We start from the raw sequence: 15,745 nt of genomic DNA on the forward strand, positions 1-15,745 counted from the left end.
ATGAATAAGAAAAAAGAGATTTTAACGATACCGCGCTCTGATCGACGAATTTTATCGAATATTCCTGACCCAGAAAATGTACGAAATCTCGTTAATCGACGAGGTGCTTCGTATCAAAAGGAAGAAATCGATCCTACAGATGTCAATGAAATATATCGTTTACAGCTGTTAAGTTTACGCTATGAAACTAATTTTGAAGTACAAATTAAAAGAGTAAAGCAAAAGGTTAGTGACAAACATTATGCGGAGGATATTTCGGTTACAGGTATCCTTATATTTTCAAATAGTCCTAATAATTTTGAAATAGATGAAATTATTACGATGAAATTTACTATACCTGGTGGTGCGATGCCGGAGGGCTATGAATCTAAGGTAAAGGTAAAAGCGAAAGTTGTTCGCCATTTTACGAAAGAAGTAGATGGTGAAACTAGATGCTATTATGCATGTGAATTTCTACAGCCTTTAAATGACTATATGACTAAAAAACGTTGGGGACTATCAATCTTTGTGGCAAGTTTATTTCTATTGATTGTTTCTCTTATTGTGGTATTAATGAGGGCTGAAAGTGTTATTTATTTCAGATTCAATAAATTCCTATATCTATATAGTATTATTGCTGCAACATTTCTTTTAAGTCGATATTTATTCGGTATTTTCTATAGGAATGTCCCGATAAATCCTAAATTTGAACCGGGCGTTTCTATTATTATTCCAGTGTTTAACGAAGAAGAGTGGATTCATAGAACAATTTTAAGCTGTATTAATCAGTATTATCCTGTAGACAAATTAGAAGTTATTGTTGTAGATGACTATTCAACAGATAGAACTGAGGAAAAAGCTAAAGAAATGATTGAACTTATTCATAGTGAGGGTGAGCGATTTAAAACAAAGAATCGTTTAAGCTTCCATAAGCTACCTCAAAATGGGGGGAAACGAGAGGCTCTAGTGGCCGGAGTGCATCTAGCCAAACACGATTTAGTCGTTTTCGTAGATTCAGATAGTTTTTTAGAACCTCATGCTATTCGAAATATAGTGCAGCCTTTCCAAGATCCTAAAATGGGCGGTGTGGCTGGAAGAACAGAGGTTGAAAATAAATTTACAAATGCTCTGACAAAATTGCAAACCGTTCGCTATTATATAGCCTTCCGGATAATGAAAGCTGCTGAGTCTTGGTTTGATACAGTAACTTGTTTATCTGGTCCATTAGCGTGTTATCGAAAAGAGCTTATTTTAAAGAATGAAACAGCATGGTTAAACCAAAAATTTCTTGGACAACCCGCAACATTCGGTGATGACCGTAGTATGACAAATTATATTTTAAAAACACATCGAACGGGATATCAGGATAATGCCGTATGTTCTACAATTGTTCCATCAGATTCAAAAGTCTTTTTATCTCAACAAATGAGATGGAAACGATCTTGGCTACGCGAATCGTTACGAGCATTTTTATTTATGTGGAAGAAGGAACCTTTTATGTTTCTTTTCTTCATCATCGGTTTAATCGTACCGATAGCAGCCCCTATTGTTGTTGTTTACAATCTACTTTATGTGCCAATTATGCATGGCGTTTTTCCAACTACGTTTTTAATGGGCTTGTTATTGATGGCAATGCTAATGAGTTTGGCCCATCTTTTCTTTCGAAAAAGTAAGTTATGGACATTTGGCTTTATCTTTGTACTTTTCTATGAATTTATTTTGCTGTGGCAAATGCCTGTTGCATGGGTTACATTTTGGAAATCAACATGGGGTACGAGAGAAACACCTCAAGATGTCATCGCCAAAGAAAAGAAATTGGAAAAACAAAAATTGCGAAAATCCCGATTTTCGATTCTAAATAGAAAAATGGGTGAGAAGAAATGAGTGAAAAAAATGTTGTATTAAATCCAGCAAAAAAAAACCGAAGGAAAATAATACGATCCATTGTTCAAGCGATTATCGTTATATTTTTAGCGATCATTTTAATACGTGTAGTGTTTTTAACAGAAAAAAGGGTAGAGGAAACGGTTCCTCTAGAAAATAAAGATGGTTTCATCGCATTATCATATTTTGGCGTGAGCAGAGGCGAGTCTCCTAAATACGTATCTAAAGAGAATTTAAAAAAACAACTAGCATTACTTGAAAGTCAGGGTTATCAAACAATTACTCAGCAAGATATTTTAGATTTTTATCAGAAAGACAAACCGTTGCCAGAAAAAGCTTTGTTTTTATCATTTGAAGATGGACGGACAGATTCTAGTATATTTGCTCAAAACATCATGGAGGATCTAAACTATAAAGCTACGATATTTACGTACGCCAATAAAATGGATACACGGGACAACAAATTTTTAAAGCCGAAAGACTTATTACTCATGGAGAAAAGTGGGTATTGGGAGTTGGGCTCTAATGGGTACCGTCTAACATATATTAATATTTTTAATAATAAAGGACAGTCGTTAGGTGTAATAGATGAAAATAATGTGCCGAATAAAACGACTATCGAATATTATAATCATTATTTAATGGACTTCATTCGCAATCAATATATGATTCCAAGTGAAACGCGACAGGAAATGGAAAAACGTATCCAAAAAGATTACAAGCTAATGCAAGATATTTATGAGGAGGAATTAGGAGAAGTTCCTAAAGCGTATGCGATTATGCATTCCAACTCACTTTATAATAATATGGATTCGTTAGTTGAACGTGCGAATAATAAAGAAATTAAAGATAAATTTAAAATGCATTTCAATTTGGAGCTAGGGGCATATAATGATGCGGATGCTAATCTTTATAACTTAAGTAGATTGCAAGTTTCGCCCTATTGGTCTACCAATCACTTGATGATGAAAATCCGCCAAGCTAGTAAGCAAAATGTAGAATTTGAAGTCGGAGATCCTAAACGAGCAAAAGAATGGTCTGTCATGAATGGTGCAGCAGAATATGAAAATAATGCGATTACTATAACATCTGCACCTGCTAGTGAAGGTCGGGTAATATTGAAGGAAACACTTCCAGAGCAATATAATATAAACTTTGCCTTTAAAGGGAATGTCGTTGGACAACAATCTATTTATTTAAACTATGATGAAAAAAATGATAGCTATATTCGGGTAGCTTTAATCGATAATGAGATTGTTGTTTCTGAGAAAACACCAGAATCAAGCGTTGTTGAGAAGGGGCGTTTCCCGTTAAATGAAATAAAGTGGAATGAAGAAGAGTATGCATTTAATAAGGCTACTGTATACAATTATCAGGATACGCAAAAAGGCTCTAGAATTGATAAGGAAGAATATCCACGAAACCTAACAAAAACAAGAGAATTTAACATTGCTGTTAATAAGGATAAAATTATGATAGATGTAGATAAGGTATTATCCAAAACAATACAAGTAAATCCTGATATTCAAGGATCACAAATTGGATTTGGTGCGATGTTCAGCACAAAAGAAACTTCGCATGAACAGTATGCAGATGATATTTATGATACATTCATCGAAGATATTTTGATTACAGATAGTAACGATCGTACACTTTTTACTAACCAATACACGAACTTCGATAAAGTAAAGCACAAAACAATGACTTTCATTAATAGCGTTGTGGATTTCTTTATTGAAACCTTCTAAAGCGGGGAGAACTAAATTCAAGTGAAAAAAATTTTATTGTTTATCTGTCTAGCGCTACTAATTATCACGGCCTGTAATAATAGTAAAGAAGAACCTGTGAAGGCGAGAGAACTATTGAAGAACAAAGAAAAGCTTCAATTATCTATTTGGTTACCTGAATGGCAAATCAAATCTGCCATCGAGGATGTGGGAAATTCAGAACAGGGCTTACAAGACATTCGCGTTTTTGGCGCTTATTTTAATGAGAGTGACCAATTATTATTAACTGAAGATACGATAGAAATGTTGAAACAAACACAGCAACAATTTAATGAATCACATCAAGTGATACTTACGTTAATTAACGATACTGTTACAGATAACGCCCCTTCAGTTCAGAAGGATAGCAAATTATTAAATCGATTGTTTCAAAATGCGTCATCAAGGCAGCGACATATTGATAATATTTTGCAAGTTGTTGACCAATACAATGTGAATGGTATCGAAATTGATTATGAAAAGGTTGCTAAAGAGGACCTTCCTGGGTATGTCCGTTTCCTAAACGAACTTTATAAACAGTTATCAAAAAAAGGTATTTCATTACATGTCGTACTAGAGCCTAGCTTCCCGTTTGATGTTAAATTGCCAAATGGACCTAAATATACAGTGATGGCTTATAATGTGCACGGATATCATAGTGGTCCAGGTGCAAAGGCGGACTTTTCATTTTTAAATGATTTAATAAAAAAAATTAAGAAGTCCAATCAAAAACTAGCGATTGCTTTTGCAACTGGCGGATTTGAATGGGTAAATCAAGGCAAAACAGTTGCATTAACAGAGATAGAGGCAGAGGAATTACTGAACAAAACGAAAGCGGTTAAACAACGAGATAAAGCAAGTGGTGCTGTATATTTCACGTATGTAGATGAACAAAAAGTGAAGCATGAAGTTTGGTATGCCGATCAGGAAACACTTGAAAAATGGACAGCACACGTACGAAAGAAACGCTACAATGAGATTGTTTTATGGCGTGCCGGAGGTCTAAGTTCGAAAACGTTACAATGGATTAACGAACAATCAGAGGAGTGACGAATCGGATTGCTAGAGAGACGGATGGCACAGTCGAAGTCGTGGATAGAACAGCCGAAGTCGTGGATAGAACAGCCAAAGTCGTGGATAGAAACGTCAAAGTGGCGGATAGAGAAGCCAAAATCGTGGATAGAATCGCCAGAGCGACGGAAAGAAACACCTAAACCTACAAAAAAATCGCCACATACGGCGATTTTTTTATTGGAATTGAGAAAGTCGTGAAAAGAAATTGGTAACGAAGTCTAAAAATATTTTTTCTGATGGAGCAATTTCGCGGTTTACAGGTGAAATAATACCGACTGTTCTTGGAATTGTAGGTGATTTAATCGGTACCTTTACTGTGAAGCGAGCAGCTGAATCATATAGGGAGCTTTCTGGTAATAAGCTAACCCCGATGCCCGCAGCGACAAGACCTTTTAGTGCATCTAAGTCTTCACCCTCAGAGATGACTTTTGGCAAGAAGCCGGCAGCGCGACAGGCATCCATAGCTACTTTATGTAAAATATAGCCATCTGGGAATAACACAAATAAATCATTACGTAAATCAGCAAGTTGAATACTTTCTTTTTTGGCTAATGGATGTTTTGCTGGCAGTAATGCAGCGATATTTTCAGTAAATAATATGGTTGAACGAATTGTTTCGTCCTTCGGTGGAAGTGGACCTAAAAAAGCTAAATTTAACTCGCGGTTTTTGACTGCATCGATTAAAAAACGATAAGAACCTTGACGGAGTTGGAATTGCAAATCTGGATATTCACGCGTAAAGGCAGAAATAACAGTTGGCAATACATAGCTAGCTAAGCTTGTTGGAAAGCCGATTTTTATTGTACCTTTAGCAGGGTTTAAATATTCTTCAACTTGCTTTGCGGCAAAATCGATGGCTTTTAAAGCAGTAATGGTGTGCTCGAGAAATGTTTTTCCAATCGGTGTTAATTTAACATTGCGTCCTACACGTTCAAAAAGTGGTGTGCCTAATTCATCTTCTAAATTAGCAATTTGTCGGCTTATTGCAGATTGAGCAACATGAAGATGTTCGGCAGCCTCTGATATGTGTTCGCGTTCTGCAACTTCAACAAAATATCGTAATTGACGTAACTCCACTAGATATTCACCTCTATTAATCGAAAAATACGATTGATTATTCTTCAATTATATACTATTAAGATGAAAATAACTGAAAATAAACAAATGTTAACCGGTGCGAATTAAATGACGGGATATCTCAGTAGCTTCATTGAAGCGCGGAGAGGAACGAATGCTAAATGCGTCACGCCCTGTAATAAAGCCTTCGTGACCAACACCTGCCACTGTCGCGAAATAACAACTACCGCTACTGCAACGTTAGCACTTCACTGCCGCGCAAATAAGATCCTGCTGCCCCGAAGTCCCCAGCCGGAACGGAAATCCCTCCACGTTTTGATGGTAAACCTTTTTTACTAACTAGAACTCTATAAATTTCTTTCCCTTATTTGATTCTATTCTAATAAAAAAGGTTATAGTATTGGTACTGTTCTTTATACATTTCTGTCACAAAACCGCTACAATTAGCGATTCCTAAGGGGTTTCCACTATGTAGCTAGATGAAATCCATTCTCAATTAGATTTATTTTATTGAAAATAAGGGGAGTCGATTCTCATTGTCAATAACGATAAGCGATATTTTGAAAATGCTTACAAACTCTTTGTTTTTAAGGATTGTTTCAAAGAAAAGTGAAAGTGATTGAAATGGTTTGCATAGAGAACGATTTTCAGTTAAGATTAGAATGATGATAATTAAGGGATGGTTCACCATTCACTGAACACACTATGGAGGTATTTTATGTCAACTTTAGTTATTAAAGATCTTCACGTTGAAATCGACGGGAAAGAGATTTTAAAAGGCGTAAATCTTACGATCAATACAAATGAAATTCATGCAATCATGGGACCAAACGGAACTGGTAAATCTACACTAGCTTCTGCAATTATGGGTCACCCTAAATATGAAGTAACTTCTGGTACAGTTGAGCTTGATGGCGAGAATGTACTTGAAATGGAAGTGGACGAGCGTGCTCAAGCAGGTTTATTCCTAGCTATGCAATATCCTTCTGAAATCGCTGGTGTAACTAATGCTGATTTCTTACGTTCAGCTATCAATGCACGTCGTGAAGAGGGCGATGAAATTTCTCTAATGAAATTCATCCGTGAATTAGATAAAAACATGGAATTCCTTGAAATGAATGAAGATATGGCACAACGTTATTTAAATGAAGGTTTCTCTGGCGGTGAGAAAAAACGTAACGAAATTCTTCAATTAATGATGATTAAACCAACTTTCGCAATTTTAGATGAAATTGACTCTGGTCTTGATATTGACGCGCTTAAAGTTGTTTCAAAAGGAATCAATGCAATGCGTGGAGAAGGCTTCGGCTGCTTAATGATCACTCACTACCAACGTCTACTTAACTACATTACACCAGACCATGTACACGTAATGATGCAAGGCCGTGTTGTTAAATCAGGTGGCGAAGAGTTAGCACAACGTTTAGAAGCGGAAGGCTATGACTGGATTAAAAAAGAATTAGGTATCGAAGAAGAAACAGAAGAACAAGAAGCATAAGAGGGAGGACGAACTAGCATGAAAGTGGAACTTAACTTGCCTGTAACAGTACAGGACGTGCGCTCGTTCTCAGAAGCAAAGGGAGAACCGGCTTGGTTTACTGAGCTTCGCGCGGCAGCACTAGACAAAGCAACTGGTTTAGATATGCCAAAACCAGACAGAACAAATATTACAAAATGGGATTTCTTAAATTTCCCAACTCATACAGTCGACAGTGAAGGATTTGCTTCACTTGATGCTTTACCAGAAGAAGCAAAAAGCTTAATTGATCTTGAAGCACAAGAAAACCTTTATGTTCAACGCAATAATACACCAGCTTTCATTAAAACATCACAAGAATTAGCTGATAAAGGTGTTATTTTTACAGATATTTTAACGGCGGTTCGTGAACACGGTGACCTTGTTAAAAAGTACTTCATGACAGAAGCTGTAAAAGTTGATGAGCATAAATTAACTGCGCTTCATGCGGCACTTGTTAACGGTGGTGTATTCGTATATGTACCGAAAAATGTAATTATTGAACAGCCACTTCAAGTAATCTTCTTAAACGATAACGCAGAAGCTTCATTATATAACCACGTGTTAGTTGTAGCTGAAGCAAATTCAGCTGTAACATATGTTGAAACATATATTTCAACAGTTGAAGAAGCAAAAGGTCAAGCAAATATTATTGCTGAAGTAGTAGTTCAAGACAACGCACAAGTTACTTACGGTGCGGTTGATGTACTTGCGAAAGGATATACTACTTATGTAAATCGTCGTGGACGCCTAGCTCGTGATGCGAAAGTAGATTGGGCTCTTGGCTTAATGAATGACTCAGATACTATTTCTGAAAACATTACACATCTAATCGGTGACGGTTCTAATGCTGATACAAAAACAGTCGTTGTTGGTCGCGGTGAACAAAAACTTAACTTCACTACTGAAGTTCGTCACTGGGGTAAGAACTCAAATGGTCATATCTTAAAGCATGGTGTAATGAAAGAAGCGGCACAATCAATCTTTAACGGCATTGGCTACATCGAAAAAGGTGCGACAAAAGCGGATGCACAACAAGAATCACGTGTGTTAATGCTTTCTGAAAAAGCTCGTGGCGATGCAAATCCAATTCTATTAATCGATGAAGACGATGTAACAGCAGGACACGCAGCATCTGTTGGCCGAGTTGATCCACTGCAACTTTACTACTTAATGAGTCGTGGTATCTCGAAAGCAGAAGCAGAGCGCCTTGTTATCCATGGATTCCTTGCGCCAGTTGTTACGCAATTACCAATCGAAGGCGTTCAAAAGCAACTGACGGAGGTTATTGAAAGGAAAGTTCGCTAATGATGAATAAAGACATTAAAAGCTATTTCCCGATTTTAAATCAGGAAGTAAACGGTCATAAACTTGTTTACCTTGATAGCGCAGCAACTTCTCAAAAACCTATTCAAGTAATTGAAGCGATGAAGCATTATTATGAATTTGATAATTCCAATGTTCACCGTGGTGTGCATACATTGGGTAATCGTGCTACTGACAAGTATGAGGGCGCACGTGAAAAGGTTCGTAATTTTATTAATGCTACTTCAACACAAGAAATTATTTTTACTCGCGGTACTACAACTGCTTTAAATACAGTAGCAGCAAGTTATGGTCGTGCTAATGTGGCTGATGGTGATGAAATTGTCATTACCCACATGGAACACCATTCCAATATTATTCCTTGGCAACAGCTTGCAAAGGAAAAAAATGCAACACTGAAATATATTGAGCTCGAAGCAGATGGCACACTTAATCTAGAAAAGGTTCGTGCGACAATTACACCTAAAACAAAGATTGTGTCGGTGTCTATGGCGTCAAACGTCCTTGGAACGATTAACCCAATTAAAGAAATCGCTCAAATTGCGCATGCTAACGGTGCGGTAATGGTAGCGGATGCTGCACAAGCAGCACCACATATGAAAATCGATGTACAGGATTTGGATGTAGATTTCTTAGGGTTCTCAGGTCATAAAATGTGCGGACCAACTGGGATAGGTGTACTATATGGTAAAAAAGAACACCTTGAAAAGATGGAGCCAATTGAATTTGGTGGCGAAATGATTGACTTTGTTGGACTTCATGAGTCGACGTGGAAAGAATTACCGTGGAAATTTGAAGGTGGAACTCCTATTATTGCAGGTGCAATAGGTTTAGGGGCTGCTATCGATTTCTTAACTGAAATTGGGCTAGATAAAATTGCGGAGCACGAGCATAAGCTTGCAGGCTATGCGATGGATCAGCTTGAAACAATTGACGGACTTAAAATTTTTGGCCCACGTGACCCGATGAAGCGTTGTGGCCTTGTAACGTTTAACCTAGACGATGTACATCCACATGATGTGGCAACGGTTCTTGATATGAGCGGTATTGCTGTTCGTGCAGGACATCATTGCGCACAGCCACTAATGAAATGTCTTCAACAAGTAGCGACAGCGCGTGCAAGCTTCTATCTGTATAACACAGAAGAAGATATTGACCGCCTAGTGGCAGGGTTACGTTCTGCGAAGGAGTATTTTGGCGATGTCTTTTAATAATTTAGATCAACTATATCGTTCAGTCATTATGGATCACTATAAAAATCCTCGTAATAAAGGATCTATAGAAAACGATGCTGTAACGATTGATATGAACAACCCGACTTGTGGAGACCGTATTCACTTAACGCTAAAAGTGACTGACGGTATTGTCGAGGATGCGAAGTTTGACGGTGAAGGCTGTTCAATTTCGATGTCTTCTGCTTCCATGATGACGCAGCTCATCAAAGGGAAAAAAATTGATGAAGCATTAGATCTTGCTGATATTTTTTCTAAAATGATGATGGGTGAAGACTATAGCGATAAATATGACCTTGAGGATGTTGAGGCACTACAAGGTGTTTCTCAATTCCCTGCACGTATTAAATGTGCAACATTAGCTTGGAAAGCGATGGAAAAAGGTGTTAAGGAATAAATAAATCCTAATTTCAAGTGAAAGCATTAATTGTGCTTTCACTTGAAGTAAGGTTATTGAGCATTAAACAAAATAACAATTATTTATGAACGGAGGAGAAAAGATGGCTAAAAAAATGCCTGATATTGGCGATTACAAATACGGATTCCATGACAAGGACGTATCAATTTTCCGTTCAAAACGTGGTTTAACTGAAGAAATCGTCCGTGAAATTTCTAATATGAAACAAGAGCCAGAGTGGATGCTTGAGTACCGCTTAAAAGCACTTGAAACTTTCTATACAAAACCAATGCCGCAATGGGGTGGCGACCTAGGAGATTTAGATTTTGATGAAATTACGTATTACGTAAAACCATCAGAAGCTACACAAAAATCTTGGGATGAAGTACCTGATGAAATTAAAGCTACTTTTGATAAATTAGGTATTCCAGAAGCAGAGCAAAAATACCTTGCAGGTGTATCTGCTCAGTACGAATCTGAGGTTGTTTATCACAACATGAAACAAGACCTTGAAGATCTTGGTATTGTGTTCAAAGATACTGACTCAGCTTTACGTGAAAACGAAGATATTTTCAAACAATACTGGGGCAAAGTGATTCCTTACACTGACAACAAATTTGCTGCACTAAACTCAGCAGTTTGGTCAGGTGGATCATTCATCTATGTACCACCAGGTGTAAAAGTGGAAACGCCATTACAAGCTTACTTCCGTATTAACTCCGAAAACATGGGTCAATTCGAACGTACGTTAATTATTGTAGATGAAGGCGCGCACGTACACTACGTTGAAGGTTGTACAGCTCCTGTTTACACAACAAACTCTTTACACTCAGCAGTAGTAGAAATTGTTGTACGTAAAGATGCATACTGCCGTTATACAACGATTCAAAACTGGGCAAACAACGTTTACAACCTAGTAACAAAACGTACAGTTGTTGAAGAAAACGGTACAATGGAATGGATCGACGGTAACATCGGTTCTAAGTTAACAATGAAGTACCCAGCTTGTATCCTTAAAGGTGAAGGCGCTCGTGGTATGACATTATCAATCGCATTAGCAGGTAAAGGTCAACACCAACACGCAGGTGCGAAAATGATTCATATGGCACCAAACACATCTTCAACAATCGTTTCTAAATCGATTGCCAAACAGGGTGGTAAGGTAACATATATGGGTCAAGTTCGTTTCGGCCCTAAAGCAAGTGGTGCACGTGCTAACATCGAATGTGATACGTTAATCATGGACAACCAATCTACTTCAGATACAATTCCATACAACGAAATCTTAAATGATAATGTTTCTTTAGAGCATGAAGCGAAAGTTTCAAAAGTATCAGAGGAACAATTATTCTACTTAATGTCTCGTGGTATTTCTGAAGAAGAAGCGACAGAAATGATCGTAATGGGCTTCATCGAGCCATTCACAAAAGAATTACCAATGGAATACGCAGTAGAAATGAACCGCCTAATCAAGTTTGAAATGGAAGGTTCAATCGGATAATATAAGTAAAACCCCGTCACATCAACGTTTGTGGCGGGGTGTTTTTTTGCTTTCTTTGCGGTGTTAAAAGAATTATCACCATTCATTTTTCCAATGATACCTTCTATATTTTATATTTGAGTTTAAACAGATTGGGCTTCCTTTTATTATAAAGAATCGTTATCCATTGTCCTTCCTCAAAAAAAGGACGATTTTTCGTATGCGTCCATACTTTGCTCGTGACGGTGATAGGTTTATTTTGGAATGACGTAAATTGTACTGTCAGCTTCACCCTACGTTGTGATTCTCCTTTTGCATATGTAACTTCATTGGCAACTGTTAGGTGTGAGAAATCACTTTCGATAATCTGTGCGTTCGTTTCAATCCATTCAATTTTTTGATACTTCAATGGTAATAGCCATAGCGTGACGAGAATGATTAGAAAAAAGATACTCAAACCAATAATAATGAACATTTGTATCCTCACTTATTTTCTTTTTTATTAAAATGTTAGAATATTAAGCTTCCAGAACTTAAAAACAGTGAAATAAGGGAACCTGCTAGAGAACGGTCCTTTACTTATTAAGTAATTATAACGCTATAAAAGTAATATTTTGTAGTCTTGAAGCTTCGATTATTACTTAGTACTCTTATATCTCCATGAGAAGTGCGAATGTGGCGGTCTCAAAAGTGCCCAAGCATCGTATAAAATAGTTTTGTCATATATAATATTTTTTTCAAAAATAGTTGACTTATTTTCAAGTTGTAACTATAATGGTTACAGCTGGAGGTGATGAAGATCAAAATTAGCAGTCGTTTTACAATCGCTGTTCATATTTTATCAATCATCAAGCAAAATCCATCGACCATTTGTACATCGGAATTTATGGCGGAGAGCGTAAATACAAATCCGGTAGTAATTAGGAAAATAGTATCCTATCTTAAAAAGGCAGGTATAGTGCAAGTGCGCCGGGGAACAGGTGGAGCTTCTTTGGTCAAAGATCTAGAGGCCATCACTTTGCTAGAGGTTTTTCGTTCAGTAGAAGTTGTAGAAGAAGATCAGTTATTTCATTTACATGAAAATCCAAATCCTGATTGTCCTATAGGTGCCAATATACAGGCTGTGTTAGAGCTGATTTTAGTGCAAGCACAAGAAGCTATGGAACAAGTATTAGCCAATATTACTATGGCGCAAGTAATTACATCTTTAATCCGTGAGATTCAACAATCACAAAAAATGCATTCTTGAATGCATTATTTATTTGACTTAGTTGTAACTAAAATGGTTACAACTAAAAGAGAAAGAGAGGTTTTAGTGGGTGACGCTTAAAATAAAAGCATATTCGGATTTTATTTGTCCTTTCTGTTTTTTAGGGAAAGGGCCATTAGATGAAATTGCAAATGAAAAGAATATTGAAATAGAGTGGATGCCATTTGAGTTAAGACCTGAACCATATCCGAAAATTGACCCTTGGAAGGAGCCGGCTAAATTAGGATCATGGGATTCCTATATTCTCCCTACAGCTAAAAAGCTAGGGATTGATATGCGATTACCGCGTGTATCCCCACATCCTTATACAAATTTAGCTTTTGAAGGATATCAATTTGCTAAGGTGCATGGAAAGGGAAATGAATTTCATCATAGAATTTTCACAGCGTTTTTCCAAGAAGAACAAAATATTGAGGATGTAGAAGTGTTAACTCAATTAGCGAATGCGGTAGGTTTACCTACAGGAGAATTCAAAGAAGCTTTACGTTCAGGTAAATATCGGGAAGCTCATCAAGAAACTTTAAAGCATGCTTATGAAGAGGCGAATATTACTGCCGTTCCTACATTAATTATTGGTGATGAAATAATCCAAGGATTAGCTAGTAAAGAAAGACTAGCACAAGTGATCGATCAGCAATTAAAAAAGTAGGTTATGTAAATGATTTAAACAGTAGTGTATAAAATAAAGCTACTTGTAAAAGTCTATGTAGATAAATAAATCTTATTAAAATTTGGAGGAAATACAAATGTCAGTAACAACAACTAATTTAAAAGAAGCAATTATTAATCGTCGTTCAATCCGTAAGGTGAAAAAGAACACAGCAATTACAAAAAAAAAAATTGAAGAGCTATTAAAAATCAGTGTACATGCACCGTCTTCATTTAATATGCAAAGTGGACGTGTAGTAGTATTAATGGATAATGAACACGAAAAGTTTTGGGACATTGTCAAAGAAACATTACGTGCACGTGTGCCAGCTGAAAATTTTGCAGCGACTGAAGAGCGCTTACAAGGCTTTAAAGATGGCGTAGGAACAATTTTGTTCTTTGAAGACCAAGCAACAATCAAACAAATGCAAGAAAACGCGCCTTCTTATAAAGAGCAATTCCCATTCTGGTCACATCAAGGAAATGCAATGTTACAATACGCAACATGGATGTCTTTAACTACTGAAGGAATTGGCGCATCTCTTCAGCACTATAATCCAATTATTGACGAGGAAGTTAAACAAACTTGGGATATTCCTGCAGAATGGAGTCTTGTAGCTCAAATGCCATTTGGTGAACCAAATGAACAACCAGGAGAAAAAACTTCTTTACCTTTTGAAGATGTAGTGAAGTTTTATTAATTAAAATATAACTACAATTAAACCCCATTAAGTGGAAACGGTTCACTTAATGGGGTTTCTAACATATTAGTTGAATGAAAACTCGTATCCTACATAGTTGAAAACATTGGAAAACCCTATATTTTCTGCTACAGCGATGGATGGTTTGTTTGAGTCCATACAATCCCAATATGGAACCGAACTTTGCGTTAAGCAATCTTTTACAAAATAGTGAGCTAACTTTTGGGCTAATTTATTTCCTCGGTGAGCTTCTAATGTTTCAATGTCAATACAGTGGGTATTCTCAACGACAAAGCCTGAAAAACAAAGACTAACAATGTAACGATCGTAAACGATACAGTATCCGATCCCTGTATTCAAGAAACACTCAATTGAAGCCCAAAACGATAATATTTTAGAGTGTAAAAATGCGGGGTTTTTAATTGTGTTATCTTCAAACAGAGCGTTATCCATTTTTAAAACAGTATAGCCTTCTTTAATATCTGGCTCATTATTGGCTTTATAGTTTTCTTTATGAAGCTTATGTACTCTTTGCTTCCAACTACCAAGTCCCCGATGTTTAAATATTTTTTCAATCGTTTTATTCCACTTTTGATGATTACCAATGCCTTCGATGTAATACAATCCCACTTTTTTCGCTTCTGGTACAATTACCTGATCAATAAAGTCGTTAATTTGATTATTAAATTGTTCATTATCTTCATTTCCTATAAAGAGAAATCCATCATTGTTCCCTAACCAAATAAGTGCTGATTGTGGTGAATCGATTTGATCCACAAATATTCGACCAGGATTCACTCCCGCTACGACAGCTTTTACTTCTAATTGACCGTGCTCATTTAACAAAGCTTTACACCTGTAAAATTCATTTTTCTGCAGTTCAGTAATCATTTACATCTATCCTTTCACGTTCAGAATGATAATTAATAAAACGTATATTATGTGTATAAGTTGATTGGAGTGGAGGCTGGGCGACTCCTCGGGGATCAGCGATATAGAGGAACGAAGGCTAAAACCATCACATCCTGTGATAACGCCTTCGTGACCAACATCGGTGCTGTTGCTGTCGCTGTCGCTGCGCTTTCGCACAAACAAAACCCTCTGCTGCTGCCGCTACGTTAGCACTACGCTTTCGCGCAAAAAACATCTGTTGGCCCGAGACCCTGGAGCGAGCCTTGCGAGTGAAGCGGCTCATCGGACGCCCCCAGGAAGCTCTGCTCTGCGCGAAAGCGAAGCGTCAGCGGCAAATGTTTTAACTGTGCGAAAGCGAAGCGTCAGCAACAAAGCGCCCAGCCGGAACGGAAATCAACTCCACGTTTTGATGATAATCCTATATTTTATCGTAAAGGTAATTTGTGGTAATATCCATCTTTACCTTATTTATGAGCTATGATT

15 protein-coding genes are annotated in these 15,745 nt (G+C 37.1%); 12 read left to right on the forward strand and 3 right to left on the reverse strand.

Features of this window, described 5'->3' with window-relative positions:
* Genes B1B04_RS10805 through B1B04_RS25650 form a run of 4 tightly spaced genes read left to right on the forward strand, consistent with a single transcriptional unit; the run spans position 1 to position 4,901 of the window.
* Positions 1-1,863, forward strand: a complete 1,863-nt coding sequence (locus B1B04_RS10805; protein ID WP_079561476.1) for a glycosyltransferase family 2 protein — start codon at positions 1-3, stop codon at positions 1,861-1,863.
* Positions 1,860-3,611 (forward strand): polysaccharide deacetylase family protein, encoded by a 1,752-nt coding sequence (locus B1B04_RS10810; protein ID WP_079561477.1) that lies wholly within the window; start codon positions 1,860-1,862, stop codon positions 3,609-3,611. Before B1B04_RS10805 ends, B1B04_RS10810 begins: the two co-directional genes overlap by 4 nt.
* A 21-nt stretch (positions 3,612-3,632) precedes the next feature.
* Positions 3,633-4,679, forward strand: coding sequence for a glycosyl hydrolase family 18 protein (locus B1B04_RS10815; protein ID WP_079561478.1), 1,047 nt, complete (start codon positions 3,633-3,635; stop codon positions 4,677-4,679).
* Between the two features lie 9 nt (positions 4,680-4,688).
* Positions 4,689-4,901 carry a hypothetical protein gene (locus tag B1B04_RS25650; protein ID WP_079561479.1) on the forward strand — a complete coding sequence of 71 codons (213 nt, stop codon included), beginning with the start codon at positions 4,689-4,691 and terminating at the stop codon, positions 4,899-4,901.
* On the opposite strand, the gene gltC is transcribed toward B1B04_RS25650, so the two are convergent.
* On the reverse strand, positions 4,878-5,780 hold the full coding sequence (gltC, locus tag B1B04_RS10825) for a glutamate biosynthesis transcriptional regulator GltC (RefSeq protein WP_079561480.1): 903 nt from the start codon (positions 5,778-5,780) through the stop codon (positions 4,878-4,880). The two genes, B1B04_RS25650 and gltC, sit on opposite strands and share 24 nt — an antisense overlap.
* A 718-nt stretch (positions 5,781-6,498) precedes the next feature.
* Here gltC and sufC point away from each other — a divergent pair.
* The 5 genes from sufC to sufB all read left to right on the forward strand — a co-directional run bounded on the left by sufC (position 6,499) and on the right by sufB (position 11,752).
* Positions 6,499-7,278, forward strand: a complete 780-nt coding sequence (gene sufC, locus B1B04_RS10830; protein ID WP_068985348.1) for a Fe-S cluster assembly ATPase SufC — start codon at positions 6,499-6,501, stop codon at positions 7,276-7,278.
* Between the two features lie 18 nt (positions 7,279-7,296).
* Entirely contained in the window at positions 7,297-8,604 is a 1,308-nt protein-coding gene (sufD, locus tag B1B04_RS10835) for a Fe-S cluster assembly protein SufD (protein WP_079561481.1), read from the forward strand.
* Complete coding sequence (locus B1B04_RS10840; protein WP_079561482.1) at positions 8,604-9,833, forward strand: cysteine desulfurase; 1,230 nt, start codon at positions 8,604-8,606, stop codon at positions 9,831-9,833. The genes sufD and B1B04_RS10840 overlap by 1 nt, the downstream gene beginning before the upstream one ends.
* Positions 9,823-10,251, forward strand: coding sequence for a Fe-S cluster assembly sulfur transfer protein SufU (sufU, locus tag B1B04_RS10845; protein ID WP_079561483.1), 429 nt, complete (start codon positions 9,823-9,825; stop codon positions 10,249-10,251). Before B1B04_RS10840 ends, sufU begins: the two co-directional genes overlap by 11 nt.
* A gap of 103 nt (positions 10,252-10,354) precedes the next feature.
* Positions 10,355-11,752 carry a Fe-S cluster assembly protein SufB gene (sufB, locus tag B1B04_RS10850; protein ID WP_031417705.1) on the forward strand — a complete coding sequence of 466 codons (1,398 nt, stop codon included), beginning with the start codon at positions 10,355-10,357 and terminating at the stop codon, positions 11,750-11,752.
* A 103-nt stretch (positions 11,753-11,855) separates the two neighbouring features.
* Here sufB and B1B04_RS10855 read toward each other — a convergent pair whose 3' ends face one another.
* A complete protein-coding gene (locus B1B04_RS10855; protein ID WP_079561484.1) occupies positions 11,856-12,206 on the reverse strand; it encodes a DUF3592 domain-containing protein in 351 nt (116 codons plus the stop codon).
* A gap of 324 nt (positions 12,207-12,530) precedes the next feature.
* Here B1B04_RS10855 and B1B04_RS10860 point away from each other — a divergent pair, with 324 nt between their 5' ends.
* The 3 genes from B1B04_RS10860 (at position 12,531) to B1B04_RS10870 (ending at position 14,350) form a co-directional block, all read left to right on the forward strand.
* Positions 12,531-12,980, forward strand: coding sequence for an Rrf2 family transcriptional regulator (locus B1B04_RS10860; RefSeq protein ID WP_079561560.1), 450 nt, complete (start codon positions 12,531-12,533; stop codon positions 12,978-12,980).
* A 70-nt stretch (positions 12,981-13,050) separates the two neighbouring features.
* Entirely contained in the window at positions 13,051-13,650 is a 600-nt protein-coding gene (locus B1B04_RS10865; RefSeq protein ID WP_079561485.1) for a DsbA family oxidoreductase, read from the forward strand.
* A 97-nt stretch (positions 13,651-13,747) separates the two neighbouring features.
* On the forward strand, positions 13,748-14,350 hold the full coding sequence (locus B1B04_RS10870; protein ID WP_079561486.1) for a nitroreductase family protein: 603 nt from the start codon (positions 13,748-13,750) through the stop codon (positions 14,348-14,350).
* Between the two features lie 66 nt (positions 14,351-14,416).
* Here B1B04_RS10870 and B1B04_RS10875 read toward each other — a convergent pair whose 3' ends face one another.
* The gene (locus B1B04_RS10875; protein WP_079561487.1) at positions 14,417-15,241 is read right to left on the reverse strand and encodes a GNAT family N-acetyltransferase; all 825 of its coding nucleotides are present in this window, start codon (positions 15,239-15,241) and stop codon (positions 14,417-14,419) included.
* Positions 15,242-15,745 lie beyond the last annotated feature (504 nt).

The organism is Lysinibacillus sp. KCTC 33748 (genome assembly GCF_002237755.1).
Classification (GTDB): domain Bacteria; phylum Bacillota; class Bacilli; order Bacillales_A; family Planococcaceae; genus Lysinibacillus.